The following is a 25,259-nucleotide window of genomic DNA, read 5'->3' on the forward strand; positions in this document are numbered from 1 at the left end:
GACTGTTTGGATCATTTGGATTGATTGGATCTGTTGGATTATGTGGATCATTTGGCCCAACTGGAACTTTATCATGTTCTAACTTAACAGTAAATTCTTGATTTACAGAAGCATCATTATCATATTTCTTCTCATCTGCTGTCGCTTTGGTGAAACCATCTTCCACTAGTTTGTATCCTTTATTAACAAACTCTTGAATCTTGTTAGCAGTTGAGTAATCAATAGTAGCGCCTGAATCACCTTCAACAGAATCACTAGCTAATTCTTTATTATTAGCTGACACATCAACATAATGAATCGTCGCTTTCTGTTTCTCTTTCTTGTAGACAACTACTGTTTCATAGCTTCCTAAATCAGATTTAGCTACAATATTACGCCAATAAGTGTCAGAAATTGTTCTGCGACCTGCACTAGTTTCAATGATAGTATCTGCTGGCGCAGTAGAAGGATTGTAAGTATAAGAAGCAGCTACACTATCTGCATTGTCTCCTGCTTTTAGACCAGGAACATTAGTTGATAAAATTTCTGCCTTATAGCCACTTAGCTTAGGAGAAGTTACAGCAGTATAGTTGACAGTCTCATCGTTTGTCGTTCCTGCTACTCTCCATCCTGTATCAGCTTTACCATCGCCATCGATATCACCAACATTGTATTTTGCTTTACTGTAAGCAGTCAAGAATTCATCACCATTACTTACAGTTGAATTCTTCAAAACATCTTTAAATTGGTCCTGATCAATGGCAACCTCAAGAGTACGATTCCAATCAGATGATTGAATGACGTCATCTTTAACTGGTGTGCCATCTTCATAAACGTATTTGATAACATTTTTATGGATAGCTGTAGGATTGATTGTTGAGCCGTTCGAAATCCAAATGTTTTGACGGTTATCACCAACAGGGTCGATACCATATGTTCTGTCAGTTGCTGAGATACCACCTGTAGATGAACCTGTTGGAACTGATTGTGCATTTGCAGGATTAATATCAGCATGGTTACTTTGGAAACCGGCAATACTCAATGCTCCACCTTGAATATTAGTCCAAACAGAACTTTGCTTATTACGACTTTGTGCATCTCTACCATCTTTATTCAATGAATAAACAGTATATGTTCCAAGACCTGGATTAACGAGTGTTCCTGTTGGACCGTTAAATTCTACTCGGTTACCTGAACTAGCTGATTTATTCGAAATATAAAGAATATTACCATGACCAATATCTTCAGGGTTATTACCTTGAGGAGTAGATGCAGGCAATTTACCAGTCACCTCTCCAGCTGAGAGACCGTCTGATCTAGTATAACGTAGTAATGAGACATAAAGTGGATTGTTAAATTGGAAAAAGGTATTAGAACTATTCCCCAACGCTACTGAAATCAATTCAGCATAGTAGTTAGTATTATCATCTCGAATGTCTACGATAGAACCCTTATTAGCCTGGAATAACGGTTGATCCTTGTGTCCATTCTCAGAACCAAGTGAAATAACATCGTCCCAAGCATTATCACCGCGATCATCCATTTGTACACGGAATGTTGCATAGTCATCTACGACAATGCGACCATTTTCATTTAGACCAATATAGTTATAACCGTCATAGCTTCCTGAAGGGCCTCCTCCACTCTTAGGACCTTTACCTACTGAGTGGAATGTATTGGTAGAATTTTTACCAAAATTAACTTTCGAATTATTACCAAGGTCAATCGCAACACCACGGCCTTTATTTTCAAAACGAACTTTAGAAGTTGCACCCGTTGTAAACTCAGCATTATTACCGGCCATCACACCATCACGACCATTTAATTCAAAGGTCGCACCGTCACCGATAATAACTTTACTTGGACCATTCTTACGATTGCTATTTCCAGCACCATAACCACCGAAACGATCTTTATCTGTTACACCATCTCCAGGTCGATTGACACCAAGCGAAATACCTTGTCCGATACTAGTGTTAAGTACAAGTTTTGACTCTTTACCTGTTTCCACTGTACCGCCATCTGCCATAAAGATACCAGCATTATGATATCGAGCACTATCTGTAGCGTTATCAGTGTTCATGTTAATGGTTAGGTTAGCTCTATCTTGAACACTAACTTTAGCGCCACTTTCAAGAGTGATTGCATCCCCTTGAGAAGAACGGTTAAGTGTTAGACTAGCCCCCTCAGAAACAATAACAGCTTTAGCATCATGAATGTTTGATTCACGACGTTTATCTGATCTACCAGCTTGTCCCACGTTACGTTGAACATACTGAGTTTGTCCATTTCCAGATTGATAGCTATCACTAACAGTTGATGTTGTATTTCCTTTAATAACAACATTGGTGTTTCCACCACCACCATAAAGTGATGAACCAACACTGGTTACATTGTCAAAAGTAACAGTATTTGGACCACTTGTCTTAGATAAATCAACAGGTCCCTTTGAGTTAGCTGATGCCAATTTAAGGTTTTTGAAGTTAAGCTCCCAAGCTGCACCAGTTAATTCTAAGGTATTTGACAAAAGATCTAGACTAGCATTTTGATTTTCACCTTTGATTGTAAGTGGACGTGCTTGAGTGTTAATAGTGATTTTACGGTCAACAGATCCTGAACGCCCATTATCCGTATTACCATTATCACCTGCTGCTACAATATTACCTTTAACGGTAATTTCTTTAATACTACTGTCTTGAAGTGCTGCAACAAATTCACTCCAACTAGATACTTCTTTCTGAGCATCTACTGCTACTGTTGATGAAGCTGATGCTGCTGCACTCGTATCACGACGCGTACGACTAGAACGATTAGAATCATCCGAATTAGATGACTTTTGAGTTTTATCAGATGAATTTTCGTAACTATCAGTTTGACTCACTTTATCTGAATGATTCTCAACAGATGATTCTGAAACAGACTCATTAGATTCTTTTGCTGTCTCAGCCTGTGTATTTGTTGTTTCTCCTGTTGATGCATCCGCAGAAGTTGTTACACTTGGAGTTAAATCAAGTGTTGCAGATGGTTCAGTAGATGCTGAAACAACAGACGTAGGATCTGTCTGTTGTGCCGTTGTTGTTGAAGTAGTTACTAAACTACTCGAATCATCGCCGGTAACAGATTCCTCTGGTGTTACCGGTGTGTCGGTACTGGCAAGCTCATCAGCTTGTGCACCATGTGCTGCAAACAGTGCTGTTCCCAAAAGCACTGAGCAAACGCCGATTGAATATTTTCTCAAAGAAAAACGTTGGCGTCGATTAAAAAAATCTTTCATTTCATAAATTCCTCCCAATTGAATTATGATTCAATTGCTGTTGCTTAACATTTATGCTGTAACCGTATTCTACCCCTTTATAATTTAACTGTCAATAAAATTTTCTGTTTTTTTTACACTAGTACGATTTTTATAACGATACAGTATATATGTCGTTTAACATAATGAAACAAAGATTACAACAAACAATCATCTTATTTTCATAATTTAACAACACATATCCAACATAGTTATGAAGATTATAAATTAATAATACATTATAATTTATAATAAATTTATATTATTTGCAGTAAATTAAAATATACCTAATTTATAAAAGTTTTGATTAATAAAACGTGCTATTTCTTAATGATGTGTCCTACTTTACTTTGAAAAGAACACTAAGAGTAGTCAAGATATTTCTCGTAACCAACCAAACTCGTACCATCAATGGTGTGACTTATCATTTTGATGAAAATGGACGTGTGAAGCAATTGTAAGAAATGTAAGAAATGTAAGAAATGTAAGAAAATCGACTAAAATTATTCTTACTAGTCATACAGATAAAAAAACAAACAAAAAGCCAAAATCAGAATGCTGATTTTGGCTTTTTGTTTGGTAAAGAATTTATTAGTCCTTTTTCAGTCTTTTTAGGTGTTTATAGAGACCGAAGGCACGATCCAGTTGCATGGATTCGATAGGACGTTTGCCCTTGATATAGAGATTTCCATTGGTCGCATTCATCAACCCTGTTTTAGCAATGGCATAGCCAGTAATCATGCCACTATAAAGGAATTTTTCCAGTTCCTTGACATCTAATACCCTGCTTGAAGGTTCAAGAATACCATATTCTGCTTCATAGATATCCACAAGTCTTTTAAACTTATAGGCTGTTTTTATGGGCATATCTCCGACATTTCCCTTGGCATAATAATGATAGAGATTCTGTGGGCTTAAGTCTGCAGATGCCACCTCTTGACCATTGGGCGAGTAAGGTTGTGATTTAATGAAAGTATTAAGCTTGCCAATATCAATGTGGGAGTCGCTAACATTTTCCTTAGGAACAGGACCTTCAACCTTATCAACAATCTCCCTTCGTCTTATGGTAGCTAATAATTCATAAGGCTCGACTCTAAGCCTTTTAGAAAATTTTTCCAAAGTATCAAGCGATACCGTTCCTGTTTGATTGATCAGGTTATAGTTGGTTTGAGCCATACCAGATGAGACTACAAAGGCTGTCATGCGTTCTCTGACTTCCCCCTCAGCCATATCTTCCGTGATTTCCAACTTCTTGCGAATGTTGTGCCACAAGTTCTGGGTGACCTGATCAGGATTTCTTGGAAACTCAAAACCCTCATGCTGATTATCTCGAGCTAAGAGCTTCCCAAGTGTAATGTTTTTCCCAGTCACCTTGGACAGACCGTTAGTAATGGTTACAATCTTTGGAATATTTCCCTTAGGCTTGTTCATGAAAAGCATCCGAAGGCTTCCTGACGGAATCCCCGTAGCTTCTGAAAGCTCTTTGTAACTCTTCTTGTCTTTCCAAAATTCCCCCATACGAGCTTTTTCCGCATTTTCCCAGAAAAGCTCCTTAAGGGATTTGGGGGTATTCGGCTCATCCGATAATAGTCGTTTTGACATAATTGTCTCCCTCTAAAATTGCTGTTTAAACTTAGTCCGAATCTATTATCTCATATTTTTAATAAAAATCAAATCATTTCCTAATGGTATTGATTTTACTATATAAAAAGGATTTAGCTCCGTTTTACACAGAACTAAATCCCTTGAGGGGGATTATATCATAAATTGGTAAATTATAGCCTAAAGCATACCCAACCAAAAGAAAAAAACTTAATACGCTAGCCCAATCAAGGCCAGAAGCAAATACTAAAGATTTAATTGTCCTTCCACTCAATTGACCAAAATAGACCCATTTTTTTCTGTTTGAAACAAATAAAATAATTGGAAGATAGAGACAAGATCCTAAAAGAGCCGGCCAATACTGTTTTATCCCCATTGAAATAGGAAATATAATTATAAAAACTAAACTTAACAGTGCAAACAGGGAGAAACCACTCATAAAATAAGGTATGACACGAGAAATTCCCTGCATACTTTTTTCAGGTCGTTCCTCATCTCCATAGAAAGAATATCGTAAACCAACATCCACCAAACCGGCGAAGCCAATCATATTATTCAAGCTATTTATGGTCCAACTTGTTTCTAGTAAGTAAGATAATTTTTGTTTCTGATTAAGTTCTTTATTTAGAATTCTATCATAGAGCATCATAGGCGCTACTGCCATAAAACCAAGCAAAGCTAAACTAATGACTTTTATTGGAGATAGTTCTCCAAAGATTGCTCCAATCTTATCAAACGAAATGGTCTTAAAAAGTCTGATTATCTCTACAATAACCAGACTAGCAATAGATAAAAATAGCACAAGTTTGATAAGTCTCTGCCATTTTTTCACGCCATTCAAAATTGTTCTCACAATCTCTTCCTCTTATCCTAACAAAGTTTGTAATATTGGAATAACAACGATAAATAGAACCGTACTTAGAGTCACCACATTCGTAGAGAATTCCACATCTCCTTTTCCCTGATTAGCAAGGATCGGGAGAACAGCTAAAGCTGGTGTAGCGGACTGAATCATGAAGGTCTTAAATTCTACTGTCGCCATATTTGGGCCAAAAAACTTCAAGACAAGAAGCATGATCAGAGGAGCTAGGATAAAGCGTCCAACCAAAGCGACAATTGTATCTTTATCAAAAGCAATCGTATTCAAGCCTGCCTTTGCAAGAACAATACCGATATAAATCAGAGATAGGGGAGTGACGATATTTCCAACATAAGTTAAGGTATTCGTTGCGAAATCTGGAATAGAAATTCGGAGAATCAAAAATAGTAGAGCTACAAGAAAACCAACAAGCGGAGCTGGTAGTAATTTCTTCCAGTCGAATTTTGTTGTCTCTTTGCTTTGACCCGATTTACTGTCGCTCGTCATCAAATACACGCCCAATGTCCAGGTAGAAATCGTATTGGTGATATAGTAAATTAAGAAGTAAGGAAGCGCCTGATCCCCAAAAAGAGCAACGTTTAGTGGTAAACCAATAAAAATAGTATTGGCATTCACAAAGGTATTAATCATGGTTCCTCGACGTCCTGGACGGACCTTGAAAAGTATAACTGCAATATAAGCTACGACATATCCCAAGATAAATGCTACAAAAGTATAAAGGAGGCCTCCAGAGAGACTGATTAGCTTATCTAGTGTTAGGTATTTCATCACCGACACAAAGATTGACGCTGGCAAGGCAACATTCATGATCAAACGAGATAGGTTTGGACCAAAACTATCTCCAAACCATCCTTTCACCTGCAGAATATATCCCAAAATGATGATAGCGATAATCGGAATGATACTCGTAATCGAGGTTAAAAAAAGTGACATAGGTATCCTTTCTAAATTACTTAAGTCCATAGCCCATACAAACCTGTCGCTAGCGAAGGATAGGAAGCAAAAATGAATTATTTATACTCTGGATACCATTTCAAATCACGAACTGCTTTAGCCATATCTGTTTCCTTGGCACGCGCAAGACCTTGTTCTTGCGCTTTTTTAGCTACTGCTTCTGCTACTTTAATAGAAACATCTGCTACATACTTGAATGGTGGCAAGACAGGAGCTCCCGGTTGACCTGGATTGACAATACCACTCAACGAATGAGCCGCCGCTCCAATCATTTCATCTGTCAAAAGACTTGCTTCAGAAGCCAGCATACCTAGACCAAGACCTGGGTAAATCAAGGCATTATTGGCTTGACCAATCACATAGTCTACACCTTTATAAGAAACCGTATCAGCAGGAATTCCTGTTGCGACAAAAGCCTTACCATCTGACCATTCGATCAAATCTTTAGCACTAGCTTCTGCTAGCTTGGTTGGATTTGATAATGGGAATATCATTGGACGTTCAGTATTTTCGCACATAGCTTCTACAATTTCTTTAGTGAAGGTATTAGGTTGAGTTGAAGTTCCTACAAGAATGGTTGGTTTCACAGTCTTCACTACTTCAAGTAGGTCAGTCAACTTGTCTGCGTTGCTAAAGTCAGCACGTTTCTTAGCAAACGGTTTTTGTTCAGGAGTTAGGTCATCCATGTCATCAAAGAGAAGACCTTGTTTATCAACCATAAAGAAACGTTTATAGGCTTCTTCTTCAGAAAGACCTTCACTCACCATTTCACGAAGAACACGAGAGGCAATTCCTGCACCCGCAGTACCACCACCATAGCAGAGATAAACTTGATCGGTTAATTTTTCACCACTAATATCCAATGAACCAAAGATACCACCTAAGGTAACGATTCCTGTACCTTGAATATCATCATTAAAAGTCGGAATTTGTTTCCGGTATTTTTCAAGAATATTGGCAGCATTCAAGCGACCGAAATCTTCCCAGTGAAGGTAGAGTTTAGGAAAGAGACGTTCTGCTGTTTGAACGAATTGGTCAATGAAGTCGTAGTAACGATCTCCGCGGACCCGTTCGTGACGATTTCCTAAGTAATTAGGATTGTTACGAAGTTCTTCACGGTTAGTCCCTGCATCAATGACTAAAGGAAGGACCATAGAAGGATCAATTCCTGCAGCACCCGTATAGACCATCAATTTCCCAACAGAAATATCGACACCATTTGTTCCCCAGTCACCGATCCCAAGGATTCCTTCTGCATCTGTCACTACAATGAGACGAATCTCGCGATCGCCGGCAGCATTTTTCAAAGTGGCTTCAATATTTTCAGGATGATTGATATCAAGATATGCCGCATATTGTGGATCTACAAAGAGGTCACTATAACCTTCAATAGTATCGGCAATGGTTGGGTCATAGACAATTGGATTGAATTCTTCCAAATGCTGAGCAAAAAGGTAATAGAAAAGAGTTCGATTTGTATTAAAGATTTCCATTAAGAACAAACGTTTTTCCAAATCATTGACCTTTGTTCGCATTTGCGCATAAGTTTGCGCCGCTTGTTCTTCAATCGTTTGAACATACGGTGGCAGTAAACCAATAAGGCCTAGTTCCTTTCGCTCCTCTAAGGTAAAGGCAGTACCTTTATTGAGGAAAGGGTTGTTTAAAATATCATGTGCAGTCATAGTGCAACCTCCTTTTTACTCATATTATACTACTTAAAATAGTCGTTTTAAAGAACAATGTGCTTTATAGTGTCCACTCATTTCTTTTATGTTATAATGGGCAAAAAGAATTATGACAGAATCAACTATACAACCAGTTATCATCTTTCCTCCAGATACAAATGGACAACCACTTTATCTGTGCCTAACCGTATAACACATTTGTTTTACAGGCTATATAGTAGCAACAATTGTGATGGTACTAATAGAGACTAGCATATTGAACTAATAAACAATAATATGGATTTTATAGTATACTTTGTATTGTTTAAAAAGTTATTTTTGTCATTTAAAACTTGTATTCTGTTTATATGACAACTAATAATTATCTACAAAAATATATTTCACAAAAAGTGAAATATTTTCGTAAACAAAACAAAATGAGCCAGGAGGAACTTTCGGAACAGGCAGGACTCGGACTCAAGTATATCAATCAATTAGAGAACCAAAATGTGAATCTGACCATTCACAGTCTAGAAAAAGTGATTGTCGCCTTAAACTTGACACCGGAGGATTTTTTCAATTTCGATAGTCTCGAGGCCACCACTGACCAAACCGATAACCTCTCATTGAAAAGAGTTAACATGAAGCTGAAACAAGTTCCTCTTGATAAAAGGGAGAAAATCCTAGCCATATTTGAAGATATTCTTGATAACCTATAATCATCTCCTGACTCATCACCACATTCTAACTCAATAAAAAAGTTATAGTCAAACACGTCACTACGGATAATATTTACTTATCGTCTCATCTAGTCTTGTCTATGTAACTTTTTTTAACAATTTTTTGAAAGTGTGATTTTATGAATCTTAAAGACTTAAACTACTTTTATGACCTAAGCAAGCTACAATCTTTCACTGAAGTAGCTCGAAAAAACGGGGTGAGTCAACCATCTATTTCTTATGCCATTAAACGTTTAGAAAAGGAGTTTCATTGCCAATTACTTGTGCATGATCCCTCACATAGGACATTTAAGCTAACTCCACAAGGTGATATATTATTACGTCATGTAAAGAAAGCTCTTCCAGAAATGCAAGGTGCCCAAAAAGAAATACTTCGAAGCCTTTCTTCCTATAATACAATTGGGTTTCCGCCTCTTATTATTGACTATCTTGTTCGTAAAGAGCCTGCTTTTATTGAGAATGTCTCAGCACTTCGAAATATTCACCCTATACAAGAAGGTTCTATTGAACTGCTAAACCTCTTATCTATGGGAGAACTAGATGCCAGTTTTATGGGAAGCTTAGAACCGATTATCGATAAACGATTTTCAGTTAAAACTCTTATGACAAGTGATCTTTATTATATTTTGCCATCAGGCCACTCATTGGTAGATAAGGAAGCTATCGCTTTCTCTGACGTACTAAATGAAAATTTTATTATTTTAGACGAACATTTTGTTCATCTAAAAGCTTTTCAACATTTGAATGATCACTATCATCATGCTGCAACACCATTCTTTCAAACAGATGATATTAATTTGCTTAAGCAACTCCTTCGTAAAAAAATTGGTATCAGTCTCCTTTCTGAAATCGCTATAACAAAGGAAGACAAAGATTTAATTGCTATCCCAATGGTTAAAGATGAACGCATGTCGCTTTATGTTTCACTAGTTACACTTAAGGAAAATAATCTTCATCCTGAAGTAGAAAACTTCTTCAAAGAATTATTAAATTAAAAGCGATAATACTAAGCTCATTAAGATACATCTAACAATAAAAGAAAACTCCTCTCGTACTTAAACGAGGGGAGTTGTTGTACTAATAATTCCAGTTGACCAAGAGATAAATGAGGCTTGAGCCAAACATATCCGCTAAAGCATGAGCTAGGAAGAATGGAAGGAGGTTTTTAACCTTGTATTTATACAGAAAATAATAGAGTATACCAAAGACCACACCAATAACCAGAGCCCATAGCATGCCCTGATAGGTATGAAAGGACACACGGACAAGGGTTGAAAAGAGCAAGACCCACCACTTATACTTCTCCTTTACTGAGGTCAAGAGCCCTAAGAAGAAAAATTCCTCGTAGAAACCGTTTAACAGTCCGTAGGCAATGGCCATAGGTGACAAAGCCATAAATTTATTAAGCACGGCCATAGGGCTAACAAAGGCTAAAACTTGAGGACTAAAGTAATTATACTGTCCTGACAAGGTGCTAACCATATCGGCGAACAAGCCCATAATAGCGAAAATAAAGGGTACCCAAAAAAGAACAGACCACTTTAGGCGTATAGGTAATTGTTTAAAGTCAAAATGACGTATCCAGAGGTAAATAATCGCTAAGGCTAGGAGAATAATCTGCAAGGTGAAATTACTTGAATAGCCTGCTCCTTCACTGGCTGTATTGGTTGATGTCTCACTGATTGCTGTGGAAACGCTTGGAGCCAAACTCGCCAAATATATTTCGGTTGAACGCACGATAAACTGTCCAAACATAATGAGCGTAACAATACCGATATCAAACCACCTCAGATTCTTTAGGGATTGTTCGGGACGCATTTTCTTGAGTAAAGACATAGTCTCTCCTTCTTCCTCGTATCTACAACGAAAGGTCTTTTTTTCTTTAAACTTATTATAAGTCATAATCCTTAAACTAACACTAAAATTTGCAGTAAAATTAGTAGTTCGCTTAAGGAAAGAAAAAGCAAGGGAAAGCATGTTTCCTTTGCTTCAAACTTGTTATTAATCATTCTTTTTAACAACACTAACTAAGACAAGGAGTTGGAAAATAGCCAAAACAAATAGGACCACAAAGCCATTTCGACTACCTTGAGCCGTTGCTCGTGCAAAGTCAATCTTGTGGTTAGCTTGACTCATAGCAACAATTAGAGATGCTAGTGTTGTTCCCACTGCTCCTGCAAATTGTTGGAGGGTGTTAAAGATGGCATTAGCATCGGCTCGTTGATCAAGCGACAGTTGTTTCTGTCCATTGGTCATGACATTACCAAAGACAACCCCAAGTCCCGTCATGAAAATCATGTAAAAGGCGAGAATCAAAGTATTTGAAAGGGAGAGACCAAACAAGCTAAATAGCAACTGAGCAAGAACGATAAGGCTTGCTCCAATCAGAATTGGTTTACGAGCTCCCATCTTATCTAAAATGATACCCGAAAACGGAGCAAATCCTGCACCAATGATAGCTCCTGGGAGGAGCATCAAGGCTGCAAGAGTGGTATTAGAGTTGTTAACCAACTGCACATAGTTTGGCAAGAGGAAACTCATCGCAAGGGAACCCAATTGGAAAGAAAAGAAAGCGATGATATGACCTGTCAGTTTACGATTTTTCAAAATAGAGAGGTTGATGATGGGATTTTCTAATGTTGTAGAACGCCAAATCAAAATGACAAGACCTAAGATCCCAATCAAAAGCCAACCTAAGACTGAGAAGCTGAAGAAGGCATGTTCAGCAACCCCATGAAGACCTAAAATCAGGCCCAAGAAAAGAAAGATGGTAGCCAGTAGACTGAGGATATCTAAAGATTCACGTTTAACCTCACTCTTTTGCTCAATCGAGCGAAGCCCTGCAATCAGTGAAGCCAAGAGAATAGGAAACTGAATGAGGAAGATAGAACGCCAACCAAAATGTGCCGTCAAAAGTCCACCAACAGTTGGTCCAATCGCCGGTGCAACTGCTGTAATCAGTGTCCCAACTCCCATCATGAGACCAATCTTACGACTTGGCACCTGCTCCAAAATGATGTTAAACATGAGAGGTAGGGCAAAACCAACTCCCATCCCTTGAACCAATCGTCCCAAAACAACAAAGCTAAAACTAGGAGCTATAAAGTCAATGAGAACACCTAAGATAGACAAAAGGTTTGCGACAAGAAAGATGGTTTTCATCTTAAACGAGCGCTTGAGATAGGCAGATAAGGGCACCACGCAAGCAACGACTAATAGGTAGATGGTTGTAACCCACTGTACTGTTGACGTATTAACCGAAAATGCCTTCATCAATACAGGAAAGGTGATGTTCATAGCTGTTTCACCAGCCACTCCACAAAAAGAAAGGATTCCTGTCGCAAAGATGGCACACAGGATCTTAGTGGAGATTTTTTCGTCTGACATAAGTATTTGTTCCTCCTATATAAACTTAAATATTGCGGTAGTGTTGTAAGATTTTGAGAAAGACTTCTCTCTCTTCAGATGAAAATTGCTGGGCAAACTCTTCCTCTTCTTTTCGAAGATAGGATTGGCAGGCAGACGCGATTTTTACTGCCTTATCCGTTAAAACAACCGCTTTTTGCCTAGCGTCTTTCGATGAGGTATGTCGTTCGATAAGGCCTTTTTTCTCCATCCGTTGTAAGAGAACTGTCGTTGTCGAACGCTGAATCTCAAATTCGTGCTCAATGTCACGTTGAAATACCTCATGATTAGCATGATTGGTTATAAAATCGATAATGGCCATCTGATTTCCAGTCAAATCATACTGCCTAGCAAACTGATCAAAGTGGCGCATCATATTGTTATTGGCTTGCTTCAACAAGCGTCCAAAATGGTCCAAAAATAACTCCTTAACTATATTGTTAGCTAACTAGCGTTATTTAGTATAAAAGTTTTAGAAGCTAATGTCAATAACTTTTCAAAAGATCTCCACTCAACTTTCAATAGATTTCAAAAAAACTCAAGGACTTAAATCCTTGAGTTGCTTGATTAGGCTTTCTTTACAGGAATTTCCTTGATAACACGCGCAGGGTTTCCACCTAGCACCACATTGTCACCGAAGGACTTAGTTACAACTGCTCCTGCTCCAGCCACTACATTATTCCCCAAAGTAACGCCTGGAAGAATAGTCACGCCTCCACCAGCCCAGAAGTTATCACCAATCGTAATAGGTGCTCCGTACTCAATACCTGAATTACGCTCGGTTGGATCAAGCGGATGAAGAGGTGTTAAAAACTGACAATTAGGACCAATCATGGCGTTATCGCCAATCGTAATAGGACAAATATCCAGCATAGTCAAATTCCAGTTAGAGTAAAAATTTTCACCTAGATGAATATTAACACCATAATCCGTAACGAACTGAGGATTCATGGCAATATTTTGACCAGTCGAACCAAACCAAGATTTGACAATCTCTGCCCTCTTGAGACGGTCAGGTTCCACATTAAAGGCCATTTGGTTTTCTCTGGATTTAGCTGCTAGGGCACGTAACTCAGGGTCGCTAGGTTTATAAAACTCACCCGCAATCATTTTTTCATATTCTGTCGGCATGGCATACTCCTTTTGTGGTTGTTTTCCTATATTGTAGTATAGAAGTGATGTTACCACAAGCGAGACTACAATGCAAACGTGAGTAAGAATGCCATAAACAAGTTCATTTTAGTAGAGTATTCAATTCGCTCAATAAATTATATATCGATGGTCTCACCAACAGCTAAAACCCTATAGCCTGCTGCTTCAACTTCTTTTTTAGTTGTCTTGTAATGACTATAATCATCTATATGAATGGGATAAATCCTTTTAGGTTGAAGGAGATCTTTCATTCGATTTAACATCTTCAAGTCCATGGTAAATGGTCCACCAAATGAACCTGATTTTACAGCACCTAAATTAGCAAATATGGCATCTATATTTTTAGGAACATTTTTTGTTAAGTCTGGGTACAAAACAGTATCACCGGTAAAATAAATGACTTTAGTTTCTGACGAACTTGTAATTGATATTTGATAACCATTCACTTTACCAACAATCTTTCGTATGATGTAGTTGCTGGCATGATAAGCTGGTAAAGCTTTAATGGTGATAAAGTAATCAGCGACTTGAAATGATTGTTCTTCTCCCCATTTTAAAACACTATTATTTAAGCATGACACGCCATTTAAGATTTTCTTATTAGGAGAAATGACTGTTTTACCCTTCAAATAATCTTTCCCTACATCATCCAAATGATCTTGATGCCCATGAGTAATTAGCCATACATCAACTTTACTAAGAAGAGACTTATCCTTATGAACATCAGTTTGTTTCTCGGAAACAAATCCTTTAAACTGGACTAAGGTTCCTTTAGGTGATAAATCAGGATCAATTCCGATATAAAATTGATTATCAATGGAGATGACGCCACATGCAACGCCATAATAAGTAAACGAAATAGACATGGTACCTCTTTTTTAAAACAAGCTGTAAGTTAAATTTAACAGTATTTGAATGAACATTTAAGTACATAACACTTGTAACTAGATTATAGTTTTTATCATCAATTTAATCAATATCAGTATATGTTTAGATACCTTCTTTTATTTTGATAATGCTTAATATTCAACCACAGACCTCACTTACCCAATCTACAAAAAAATCCCAAGTGCTCTATGCAACTTGAGATTTTCTTTCTGTCTGGGCATGCCTGAGTCATTCAGGTCTTTATATTATTTGTCTTTTTGATCTTTGTAATCTTTTTTATTTTTCTTCTTACGTCCGTTGCGGCCAAGTCCTAGGCCTGTTACCGATACGGTGAAGCCTGCGATATTGATGGTTTCTTCAATCTTACCTTTACTTGCTTCTTCCTCATTTGAGAGATTAATTGGCATCTTGTGTTTAGATCCTTTACCCTCAGCTTGACTTGAAACAGGTGCTTCAAAGTCATCGCCTGGTCCATAAGTTACTGGTCCCTCATGAGATTCCACTTGTTCTTCGACTTGGTCGAGAACTTCTAGGTCTTGAACCTCTTCAACAACAATATCGTCTGCCTTGTTTTCTTTAGGTTTACCATTGATATCGCCTGTAAGCGGGATATAAACAACGGTTTCTTCAAGGTTACGTTGACCTACTGTCTTACCTTCAACCTTGTCCTTATCAGCGCTATAGCCTTCTACTTCAGGGGTGATAACTGTTTCAAACTGACCTTTATTTGAAGTCCAGTAGCTTGAACCAAGTTCTTCACCTGTAACCTTATCAATAGTCAAGCTACGTGTCCATTGAGCAGTTTGGATGTTATTGGCAGGAAGTTCTGCTTGTCCATCGCTAGATGTGTAGAGAACTGTGAAGGTAACATCTTTGATATAGCTTTCACGTTCTGGCCATTTAGCACCATCAGGATTTGCTGGGTTGATTGGTGTACCAGCTTCTTGGATGTTATCTGGACCTACTTGAACAGTACCATGACGAAGGGTAACCATGAAGTTTTGGTCAACATGTGAATCACCGTCAAAGATAACACCGTTTGTGAAACCATCCGCAAGGAGGGTATAACCACGATCACTGTAGTACTTGATGCGCTCGATTGTTGAGTAATCGATAACTTCGCCTGATTTACCAAGCAAGTCGACCACTTCAAGTTTCTTACGAGTTGTACCGTCAACATAAGTAACTGTAGCTTTCTGAGCATCCTTAAGGTAAGTTACTACTTCCATGATTTCAGGTGTTTCTACAGAAACATCTGTCATTTCGGCTACTTCCATACGGTCTGGTGTAAATCCGACAACCTCTGGAGAAGGTACAGCTGAGAAGCCAGCTTGAGTACTTGACCATGCTTCATAATTGATAGCGCCTGTCACAAGGTTAACATTAGCCAAACGTTTGAAATCAAGAACTTCAACGTAGTCGTCGCTAGCCAAGCCACCTTCTTCGAAGACATACTGGATTGTACGTGTCACATCGGCACGGTTTTCAAGCATCTCTACGCTATTTGGCCAAACTGGGCTATTCACATCGTTTGGATCTACGACTTCACCTGCAACTGGTGCTGGCATATCTGGGTCAATAAGAACCAAACGTTCACGAAGAACAACTTCGAAGACTTGATCAAAGTCAGAGTCACCATTGTAAGTGTGGTCAAAGGCTTCTGCATAACCATCGTTGACGAGCTCGTAACCTTGTTTGAGCAAGTTTGCGATTTGTTCATCAGTAGAGTAGTCAATCTTCTCACCTGAGCTTCCGACGACGACATCACGAGTCAATTCGGACTTATCAAGCTCATTCATGTAAAGGATAATAGCTTTTTGCTCATCCTTAGCATAAACCACGTTGGTATCTTGACCTGGGTGTTCTGGAGTAATAAAGGCCTTTTCAGAAATGTAACCAAGAACATCTGGAACAACTGTTTCCATAGCCATGGTCGGATCTTCAGGATCGTTGTTATAGCTTGGAGTAGGTGCATTTTCAATAGGTGTACCATACTCATCTACTGGAATAATCTTACCAAGCTCTGTGTAAGTTACTGTATCTTCCACTTCTGGAAGGTCTGGGCGAACTTCAAGACCACCAGCTTGACGTTTATCCGCATAGAAGCCATCTACAACTGGAACTTCTACAACATCATAAGTGAAGCTGTCTTGATTCCAAGTGCTTGTTTGTTCCACTTGGTTAAATTTACCGTGGAAGCTGAAGCTATCTTGAATGTTGATAACTGGATCTTTGTAGCCTGCACCTTGGAAGGTAACCGTTTGTTTCGTATCTTGCGTGATATCATCCAAGATTGGCTCGTAAACCAATGTTTGGTCCATGCTGAGGTCAATTGGCAATACCAATTCACTTTCAGCTTGGTAGCCAGCAACTTGTGGTGCTGGTGTCTCAATAACTTGCGTAGCATCTTGAGGATCATTAGCATAATGAACTGGCTCTGCATCTGCGATTGGATTACCAAAGCTATCAACAGGGATAATCTTACCAAGCTCTTTATAGGCAACACTATCTGTTGCTTCTGGTTTATCAGGTGTAACAACCTGCATACCAGCAACTGCCTTGTCCGCAAAGTAACCTTCGATAACTGGAACATTGACCTTAGCGAAAGTATAGCTGTCTTGATCCCAAGTGTAAGTATCTTCTGCTTGGTTGTACTTACCAGTGAAGGTGAAGTCAGACTGAATATTAACAGACGGTGTTGCTTCGCCAGCACCTTTGAAGAAGACAGTTTGCAAGGTTGGTTGCGTTACATCTTCAAGGATTGGAGCGTACTCAACAAGAATATCGTCTGTCAAGCTCTCAGGCATGACACTTTGTTGCATTGGACGGTAACCCGGAATGTGAGGAACAAGAGTCTCACTAACCTTGGTTGGGTTATTGGCATCATTGTTAAAGGTTGGCGTTGGCACGTTTGGAATCAAGCGTCCATTCGCATCAATAGGGATAATCTTACCAAGTGGAACGTAGGTAACGGTTTCTTCTATATTATCCTCAGTAACATCTCTACCCTTAACTTCTACTCTATCCGCAAAATAGCCTAAAACTACTGGTGCATAGATATCATAATACTTGGTTTTGTTTGGAGACCACTCTGTCTCATCAACAAGCTCACCTGTAACCTTGTCGAAGGTAAGAGTACGCACCCAATAAGCCTTTTGCACATCAGCATCTGGCAAATCCGCATTGCCATCTGTACTTCTGTAAAAGACTGTGAAGCTTACTTCTTTTTCGTAAGCATACTTAGATGGCCATTTAGGTCCATCTGGATTGTTAGGATTGATTGGAGTATCTGGGACTTGTTCATTTTCAGGTCCCACCTTGGCAACATCGTGTTGCAAGAGGACGAACCACTCTTGATCATCAATATCTTTATCATCAAAAATGGCATCTTTAGGGAATTCGTCCTGAATCAAGTCATATCCCATGTCCTTGAAAGTCTTGATACGTGTTGCTGTCCCGTATTCAATCGCTTCACCCAATTCACCGGTCAACTGGTCACTAACCAAGTAAGCACCGGTAGTTTCATCAATATAAGTGATGCTGGCTTTCTTGAAAATTTTACGATACACAACCGGAGTGTCCGCTCCTGGTTTGTTCGGTACTACACTTTTAATATCTGTCATATAATCTTGAACAGCTGGTGTTGCTGTCTCACCCGCCTTTCGTGGATCTTTTTTGTTATTGTTATACTGCTTAGTCAAAGCACCTGGAATATATTCCCCATCTTCTGTCACAGGGATAATGCGTCCCAATTTCCTATAGGTCACATGTTCCGTTACCGTTGGCACATAGGGCGTGACAACGTTAAAACCCGCTTCCTTTTGGTCAGCGAAATAGCCCTGAACAACTGGTACCGATATCTTAGGATAGGTATAGCTGTCCTTGTCCCATTCGATTAAACCAGTCTTCCCATCTCTAGTCCCAGTAAAGACATGGTTTTCCATGACTTCAGGATCTGGAGTTTGCGAATCCGCTCCTTGAAAGATAATCTCCTGCTTGGATGGAATCCTTACAGTTTCCGATTGAGCATGGTTATCAAAGAGGGCTTCGTCAGCTCTGGCAAAATCTAATGGAGAGGGGGCACTGTGGTCAGAGCGACTTTTTGGGTTAGTCAATAAATTAGAAAGATCTATAGTATCAACTAAGTCAGAGTCCGCTGACTTACGTGCATTATGCGCTTCGGCGGTTTTAGCCTTAGCCGCTGCCTCAGTCGCATTTTCCCTATAGGCTCTCAAAAATACTCCCCCTTTCTACTTTTTTATGAGAAATAAAATCCTTTACTTGCTAAGTTCTCATGGAAATCTTTTCCATTAAGATTTCATTTTCCCTCAGAGAAGCTCACAAGTTCTTATCAAAGATTAAAATTTTTGATATCTCTTATATATACTATAATACGAGAATCGAATTTTTACAAGTAAGGTGTAAGAACTTTAATCATTTTAACCCCTAAGTGAAAAAATAGTGCTTCAATGTGCAATATCTATCAAGTAGTTTACGAAAGTGGCATCAAAATGAGATTCCCTCTATAACTTAAATGATAGGTCTTTAATGGTAGTTTCTCTCCCTAGAGACACTCTTACAAGAAATACACTTAAAACGATTACAACTACTTCTCATCTTTCAAAAGCTAAAACCTTACCTTAGTTGTAAGGGAACAACCTAAGAGAATGACACAGACAAGGTCCGTGCCTAGTCCTCGACTATGAAATGCCAATAGATAACTAGCATTACCTTTAGTATAGATTGACTTTGACACTTCGTCAATAGATTGGAACCATTTAATAAAAATCCCTATATTCAAAGTTTTCTCGTATTAAATTATGTATTAATAATAGTTACTTGGATTAGGCTATTTTGATGTCATTCTGGGCACCAAATAGTCAGAGGTATTTCACAACTCAGCCAAGAAAAGGGTTAAATGACTTTTCACAGTCCACATTTAAGTCTTTACGGAAACCCAGTTATGCCATAAAAACCGAGACTACTGTCTCGGTTCATACAGTTTGGAAACGATTAGATTTGTCCTCGGCCTTGAGCGTCAAAGTAAACCCACCATCCTGGACTCACTTCAACCCAACGGTTAACAGCCATCTCACCTGAATTTGGATCATAGTAACGAACAACGCCGTTCACACGAACCAAATGACCTTTGATTTGCTTACCATTGTTATCAAAGAGGAGGTTTTGTCCGTTGATAGTAACCATACCTTTGACAGCATTACCATTACCATCAAAGTAATACCAGCTACCATCAATTTCGTGGAATTGATTGCGGTAGAGCTCACCTGAGTTTACATCATAATAACGAAGGTTACCATCTACGTTTGCCAAAGCACCTTTGACCTGACGGCCATTTTGATCAAAGTAGAGGTTTTGACCATTGATATTTTGTGAACCTTTTACGGCTGCTCCATCATTATTGAAGTAAGCCCAAACACCTGGTTCAATTTCAGCAAAACGGTTGCGAGCCATTTCACCTGAGTTTGCATCATAGTAACGGATTGTTCCATTCTCGTTAACAGTACGCCCTTTAACTTGGACACCATTGTTATCGAAGAAGAGCTCTTGACCATTAATGTTTTGGTGGCCTGTTACACGTCTACCATTACCATCATAGTAAGCCCAAACATTGTTACCAATTTGAACAAATTGATTGCGACCTGATGTATTGTTGTTATTGTTGTTATCTGGTTTTGGATCTTGTTTGCCGTTAGCATTCAAGACACCGTTTTCATCATAGTAGAAGACTTGACCTCTACGGTTTTGACGGTAACCATCACGCAATTGCACCCCATTAGCGAGGAAGAAGTATTGTTTACCATCGATAGTCTTTTCACCGATTGCCATACGGCCTGTATTATCAAAGTAGTAGACATTTCCGTCATTATCTTTGATGAAGGCATTCTTAGCATATTGACCATTGTTATAACGGTATCTTACAGAGAAGAGACGTTTTTCAAATTTACCACTACCATCACCGTTTTGGTTATCACCATTAGTTGATTGGTTGCTTCCGACAACTTTTGGAAGGCTAACCTTACCTCCATTTGTACCGTAGTAACCGTTGAGACCATTCTTAAGCACGTACTCTGAACCACGGTCAAGAATGTTAGTACCATTCATGTACTTCGCAGACCACTTCGTAATCTTCTCGTCAGTTGTCATACGTTTACCGTTAGAGATTTGAACACGGTCAAAGATTTGTGGGTAGAGACGTTTCAATTCATCAAGGAAGGCACCACCATATTTACCTTGGTAGTCATTACCAAAGGTACGTGTTTTAGCGGCATAGAGGCTGTGGTTGATGATTGCGCCATCTTTAGTTTCACCATAGTTATTAACACGAGTTGCAGTAACTACTTCGTCACCTGGAAGGTTGTAGATTTGGTCTGGAACCCAGTCAGCAATCGTTGAGATACCTACAGCGTGGAGTGATTTAAGAGCTGCTTTCAAGTCAGCCAATGAACCATACTTGTTGTCCTTACTCATAGCAATGTCATAACGGTCTGTAAAGGCATAACCATTTTGGATGACTGAGTCAAGGAAAGTACCATCATCACTTGAAACGTATTGTGGTGCAAGTTCGAATGATGTAATACCCCATGATTTGAAGAGACTAGCATTTTCAGCAATCTTCTTATTAGTGTATTGTGATGGATTTTGAACGAAGTCTTGGAAGTTAGAGAAACCTTCGTAGATAACTTGTGAATCAAGGGCAGCATTTGATTCGTAAACCAAACCACTGCTGTTTTTCTCTTTACTTGGTGCTACACGCACGTCTTGATTTTCAGAAGCTCCTACTGGCACCCAAACAGCAAGGTAACCATCAACTTGAGGATTACGGATACCACGGATTTCGTTTGCATTAAATGTCAAATTACCGTTACCATCAGTGTATTTGACAATGCCGTTAGCATCGCTATCATTCAAGTAAGTAGCCACACCATCGTTTGTTGTCAAAAGCAATGGACGATAAGCTTGGTTACGGTGAGCCGCACCCATGTTAATAGTCAAGTTACTTGTCAAACGAAGGGCAGGTTGGTTTGAAACGATAACTGCCATACCTTGGTTGCGTGTTTCTGCTGTACCAGCATCAGAAGCACTGTTAGCCCCTGTACCATAACGTACAGATGTCAAGACACCTGCAGCATCCCAACCATTAGTATTACCATAACCGATGTAGTTAACCTTCATATCTTGACCGCCAGCTGCATAGCGGATACGGCCTTTCAAGAGGGTTTCAATAGCATCATAATATGGTGATTTTTTAGCCATATATTGACCATCATCTGTGTACATGTCTCCATAGTAAACACGTGGCACAGTGTCCTTATGTGTAAGCATCAAGGCATATGCTGATGGGATGTTATATTGTGTGTATTGCTTGTTGGCACTACGCATGTCTCTGTTGTAGATTTCAAAGGCTTTCTTCATTTCATCAAGAGTGAAGGTATTCCCTGTTGATTGAGGGTTGATTTCATTTTTGATGATTTGACCAATGATTGATTGTACCTCTGAATCGTGGGCACGAACAAATGAGTAGTTAGCCATACGTTTAGAGTTTTTACCACTTTCAGAACGGTCATTTAAACTATTTGAAATGAGTGGTTCAACTCCTGAACGGTTACCAATTGGACGCAAGAGTGAATATACCAATGCTAAGTGCATAGGGTCATCCATTGGCAATTGAGCACCTTTGGTGTCTTCATTGTAGTAGGCATCATTGTGAGACCATGCTTCCAAGATAGACAAGTGCTTAATAGCTTGTTCTTGGCTTTGATCAGAACCATACTTAGCTTTGAAGTAATCTGAAGCAATTTGGAGAAGGTCAGCATTGACATTATCCACGGCATCGACACGAACACCATCAAAGTTTTCATCTTCAGAACCACCAGTGATAGTACCGATGTTCATGATGTAGTGGAGCCAGTTCAACTGCTCAGCTTGAACCGCTGGGTTTGAGTTGTCGATATCATTAGCCAACAAGAACTCGAAACCACCGTTACTTGTATCCTTAGTATACTTAGGATTGTGTTTACCTGTTTGGCTAGTTGGTGTGCGGTTCAAGAGACGATAGTCAGAGTTAGCATGACTTGTACGACTATCGTTGTTATAGAGAAGGGCACCACCTTGCAAGTGGTCACTATTATCAAGATTTTCAGAAGTTGAATTCCAACCTGGTTGGGTCTTCACGAAATTTTTGATAGTTGTACGCAACCAGTCAGTGTTACCTTCACGCGCAATACGTTCTTCAATACGTTTTTGAACTTCAAGCGCTGCTTGGTCCATTTGGGTTTGTGAGCTGAATGACGTATAGGTCTGATTGGTACCGAGACCTTGCTCCTTCATGTAGTTGAGGTAGCTCGCTTGGATAGCCTTGCTTGGCCACCAAACTGTAAGCAATGGACGTTTGTCATTTTCAGTTGAAGCAGTCCACTCTTTACCATCTTTCAAGATTTCTTTTGGACGGTACCATGTGTTGGCAGTGAAGTAACCATCAACAAGTTCGATCTCTTTATCAGTTGTACCATAAAAGGCATTTTTATCACCATTTACAGTAACGTTTGTGTTTGTGCTGTCAGCTGATGAACCTGTTCCGCCGTTCTTGTCGAAACGGTAATCTTTTTGGTTAGACAATTCACCGGTCTCAGCGTTAAAGTATTGGCTTCCGCCGTTACGTTCGAGGACATAGTTCTTACGAATAGTACCGTCATCTTCAACATAGTATTGTTTTCCATCAATTGTTTTGATGTGGCTTGGACCATCAGTTACTACATTGTTAGTTGCTGGAAGGTCGTTATTTACTACTGTGACCGTATTATTGCCGTTAACTGGAGTAGCACGACGGCCTCCTGTAGGACCACGGCGGGTACCAGTCGCACGACGTTCACGTGTCGCTGCACGGTCTGTAACTGTTGTTGTATCAGTTGTAGTATTGTTATTTGTTGTATCAACAGCTGTATCGTTGGTTGCTGTTGTATCTGTTGTAGTTGCCACACGATCAGTGCCGACTGTCGCTGCCGTATCAACAGCATTCGCTACAACTGTATTTGTTGTATCAGTTGTCAAATCGAAAGTTGCTGTTGGAGCTGCTTGGTCAGTTGCGGCATTGTTTGTCGTTGCAACTGCTGTAGTTGGATCCTGAGCAGTCGTTGTATCGTTAGATACAGTCCCCGTATCAACAGAAATATCGGGGATGGCTACAGTAGCATCCGTGTGTTCGTCGGCCTGAACGACACCGTCGTTAGTCCCTAATGAAACAGCTGAGACTGCACCGAGTGACATCCCTGTAACTGCGATGGTTACCCATTGTTTCTTAACTTTGTGCATCTTATAATGTACTTTTTTGTCCATAATAAAAAGACTCCTTTTTCCCATTTATAGCTTCATTCTAAATCATTGAAAGCTTTTTTTCAATAAGATTCGATAAATTTTCATAATTTTTAGAAAAGTCCTTTTATTACTTTAATGACATTAGTTTTAAATGAGTGTTTAGCATTATAAACATGCTCATTTTAGTGTTGTTGAGAAAAAGATAACTGACACTCTATAGATATTTAGAATGATTATTGATAAGGTACTTCTTTTAATGGGATTACAAGGAAATCTAATGAAAATTCACAAAATCCTTAAGGCACTTCTCTCAAAGCGACAAAAAATACCATCCTTACCAAACCATTAGGTCTGTTAAGATGGTGCCTTTTTTAGTCTAGCTTCTCATATAAAAACTAAATTCTAACTATCTAAGCCATTCATTACTTAGTGAGGTGTAAGGGCTTTAAATTGGGACCTATAGTGCCAGTAAGAAAGCAGAACACGAGCAACAATTCATCTTATAAAAATGGCTCAAAAGCCTATCGACCTTGCTGAAACTAAGGAAAAAAAGGAGTATAATAAAGGTGAAAAGAGTTAACCTACTTAAATACAAATAGGGGGGTAGGTGAGAAAGATGTCAGTACAACATACAAACTTCAACACAAGCCAAGATAAGGGTAAGACTGGTCAAGAGGTCATTAAGCCGGACCTCATTAAGAATAATTCTCCAGACAACAGAGTTGCTTCTATTCTCCTGTCAATTGCCTTTTATTTAGCCATAGTCTATCTTGTCTTATTCTTGCTCTTAGGTCTGTCAGATCCTTGGGGAATACTTATAATAATTTTCCTAGCACCTAGTTTGATTAGTTTTATCATTGCAACTATTTTAACAGGTATTGGTCGTAAAAAAGGTAATAAAAACTTCTTATACACAAGCATCATTTCTTATATAGCTTCTGTCCTTTTTGCTTATGACCCTGACTGGGGAGTTTTTCGATTTATACCGATTCTGTTAACTATTCTCGTAACTGTGGGAACAGTGATGTTTAAACAAGATAATGAGCAAACCAACAAATAGGAGTCCTTGTTTAAGTGGTCTCCTATTTTTATGTAGTCGTTAGTATTTCAAAAGGTTTGTTCCATTTTGAAACTATCACAACATCTCCAAATCAAAAAACACCTTCTAGCTAGAATGGTTAGCTAACATGAAGGTGTTTTTTTGTGCTTATCTAAGCATAGCAAAGACTATTACAATTCTGAAATACGAATAATCTTCGACCTATTCTTCACCTTTCTTACGTTTAGCAAGAAAGGCGAGACCTGTTGCAGTTGCCAAAGCACCAAATGCCATTGACAATGATGAGTTTTCCTCACCAGTCTTAGGAAGC

General features: G+C 39.0%; 16 protein-coding genes. 3 read left to right on the plus strand and 13 right to left on the minus strand.

Translation table 11 applies throughout. The features are described 5' to 3' along the window. From AX662_RS09255 to AX662_RS09275, 5 genes are all read right to left on the minus strand, one after another. Positions 1-3,253, minus strand: a 3,253-nt coding sequence (locus tag AX662_RS09255) for a mucin-binding protein (RefSeq protein ID WP_060972261.1), incomplete at its 3' end; no start/stop codon positions are given. A 609-nt stretch (positions 3,254-3,862) separates the two neighbouring features. After that, on the minus strand, positions 3,863-4,873 hold the full coding sequence (locus tag AX662_RS09260; protein ID WP_037600694.1) for a hypothetical protein: 1,011 nt from the start codon (positions 4,871-4,873) through the stop codon (positions 3,863-3,865). 124 nt (positions 4,874-4,997) lie between these two features. Beyond that, positions 4,998-5,726 (minus strand): hypothetical protein, encoded by a 729-nt coding sequence (locus AX662_RS09265; RefSeq protein WP_060972262.1) that lies wholly within the window; start codon positions 5,724-5,726, stop codon positions 4,998-5,000. A gap of 12 nt (positions 5,727-5,738) precedes the next feature. Then, entirely contained in the window at positions 5,739-6,686 is a 948-nt protein-coding gene (locus AX662_RS09270; RefSeq protein WP_060972263.1) for an AEC family transporter, read from the minus strand. A 77-nt stretch (positions 6,687-6,763) separates the two neighbouring features. Continuing rightward, the gene (locus AX662_RS09275) at positions 6,764-8,389 is read right to left on the minus strand and encodes a malolactic enzyme (RefSeq protein WP_060972264.1); all 1,626 of its coding nucleotides are present in this window, start codon (positions 8,387-8,389) and stop codon (positions 6,764-6,766) included. 350 nt (positions 8,390-8,739) lie between these two features. On the opposite strand from AX662_RS09275, the gene AX662_RS09280 reads away from it, so the two are divergent. Together AX662_RS09280 and AX662_RS09285 are read left to right on the plus strand one after the other, a co-directional pair. Further along, positions 8,740-9,090: a helix-turn-helix domain-containing protein gene (locus AX662_RS09280; protein WP_060972265.1), complete on the plus strand. Its 351-nt coding sequence runs from the start codon at positions 8,740-8,742 to the stop codon at positions 9,088-9,090. A gap of 140 nt (positions 9,091-9,230) precedes the next feature. Then, entirely contained in the window at positions 9,231-10,106 is an 876-nt protein-coding gene (locus tag AX662_RS09285; protein ID WP_060972266.1) for a LysR family transcriptional regulator, read from the plus strand. An 82-nt stretch (positions 10,107-10,188) separates the two neighbouring features. Here the strand turns inward: AX662_RS09285 and AX662_RS09290 are convergent, their stop codons facing one another. From AX662_RS09290 to AX662_RS09320, 7 genes are all read right to left on the minus strand, one after another. Next, on the minus strand, positions 10,189-10,947 hold the full coding sequence (locus AX662_RS09290) for a CPBP family intramembrane glutamic endopeptidase (RefSeq protein ID WP_060972274.1): 759 nt from the start codon (positions 10,945-10,947) through the stop codon (positions 10,189-10,191). Positions 10,948-11,112: 165 nt separating this feature from the next. Beyond that, complete coding sequence (locus AX662_RS09295) at positions 11,113-12,498, minus strand: MFS transporter (RefSeq protein ID WP_060972267.1); 1,386 nt, start codon at positions 12,496-12,498, stop codon at positions 11,113-11,115. 25 nt (positions 12,499-12,523) lie between these two features. After that, positions 12,524-12,934 carry a MarR family winged helix-turn-helix transcriptional regulator gene (locus AX662_RS09300; protein WP_060972268.1) on the minus strand — a complete coding sequence of 137 codons (411 nt, stop codon included), beginning with the start codon at positions 12,932-12,934 and terminating at the stop codon, positions 12,524-12,526. 149 nt (positions 12,935-13,083) lie between these two features. Further along, the gene (locus tag AX662_RS09305; RefSeq protein WP_060972269.1) at positions 13,084-13,647 is read right to left on the minus strand and encodes a sugar O-acetyltransferase; all 564 of its coding nucleotides are present in this window, start codon (positions 13,645-13,647) and stop codon (positions 13,084-13,086) included. Between the two features lie 137 nt (positions 13,648-13,784). Further along, positions 13,785-14,534 (minus strand): MBL fold metallo-hydrolase, encoded by a 750-nt coding sequence (locus AX662_RS09310; protein WP_060972270.1) that lies wholly within the window; start codon positions 14,532-14,534, stop codon positions 13,785-13,787. A gap of 267 nt (positions 14,535-14,801) precedes the next feature. Further along, complete coding sequence (locus AX662_RS09315; protein ID WP_060972271.1) at positions 14,802-18,791, minus strand: mucin-binding protein; 3,990 nt, start codon at positions 18,789-18,791, stop codon at positions 14,802-14,804. Positions 18,792-19,569: 778 nt separating this feature from the next. Next, positions 19,570-23,910, minus strand: coding sequence for a glycoside hydrolase family 70 protein (locus tag AX662_RS09320; RefSeq protein WP_060972272.1), 4,341 nt, complete (start codon positions 23,908-23,910; stop codon positions 19,570-19,572). 595 nt (positions 23,911-24,505) lie between these two features. Here AX662_RS09320 and AX662_RS09325 point away from each other — a divergent pair. After that, complete coding sequence (locus tag AX662_RS09325; protein WP_060972273.1) at positions 24,506-24,949, plus strand: hypothetical protein; 444 nt, start codon at positions 24,506-24,508, stop codon at positions 24,947-24,949. Between the two features lie 201 nt (positions 24,950-25,150). Here the strand turns inward: AX662_RS09325 and AX662_RS09330 are convergent. Further along, a partial coding sequence (locus AX662_RS09330; RefSeq protein WP_156430707.1) for an LPXTG cell wall anchor domain-containing protein occupies positions 25,151-25,259 on the minus strand: 109 nt, incomplete at its 5' end.

It is taken from the genome of Streptococcus sp. CCH5-D3 (assembly GCF_001556435.1).
Taxonomy (GTDB): domain Bacteria; phylum Bacillota; class Bacilli; order Lactobacillales; family Streptococcaceae; genus Streptococcus.

What these genes read in the sequence shown, in the direction of transcription:
- AX662_RS09260 (WP_037600694.1), bottom strand. Translation starts at nt 4,873, where the DNA reads ATGTCAAAACGACTATTATCGGATGAGCCGAATACCCCCAAATCCCTT.
- AX662_RS09270 (WP_060972263.1), bottom strand. Translation starts at nt 6,686, where the DNA reads ATGTCACTTTTTTTAACCTCGATTACGAGTATCATTCCGATTATCGCT.
- AX662_RS09275 (WP_060972264.1), bottom strand. Translation starts at nt 8,389, where the DNA reads ATGACTGCACATGATATTTTAAACAACCCTTTCCTCAATAAAGGTACT.
- AX662_RS09280 (WP_060972265.1), top strand. Translation starts at nt 8,740, where the DNA reads ATGACAACTAATAATTATCTACAAAAATATATTTCACAAAAAGTGAAA.
- AX662_RS09285 (WP_060972266.1), top strand. Translation starts at nt 9,231, where the DNA reads ATGAATCTTAAAGACTTAAACTACTTTTATGACCTAAGCAAGCTACAA.
- AX662_RS09290 (WP_060972274.1), bottom strand. Translation starts at nt 10,947, where the DNA reads ATGTCTTTACTCAAGAAAATGCGTCCCGAACAATCCCTAAAGAATCTG.
- AX662_RS09295 (WP_060972267.1), bottom strand. Translation starts at nt 12,498, where the DNA reads ATGTCAGACGAAAAAATCTCCACTAAGATCCTGTGTGCCATCTTTGCG.
- AX662_RS09305 (WP_060972269.1), bottom strand. Translation starts at nt 13,647, where the DNA reads ATGCCGACAGAATATGAAAAAATGATTGCGGGTGAGTTTTATAAACCT.
- AX662_RS09310 (WP_060972270.1), bottom strand. Translation starts at nt 14,534, where the DNA reads ATGTCTATTTCGTTTACTTATTATGGCGTTGCATGTGGCGTCATCTCC.
- AX662_RS09320 (WP_060972272.1), bottom strand. Translation starts at nt 23,910, where the DNA reads ATGGACAAAAAAGTACATTATAAGATGCACAAAGTTAAGAAACAATGG.
- AX662_RS09325 (WP_060972273.1), top strand. Translation starts at nt 24,506, where the DNA reads ATGTCAGTACAACATACAAACTTCAACACAAGCCAAGATAAGGGTAAG.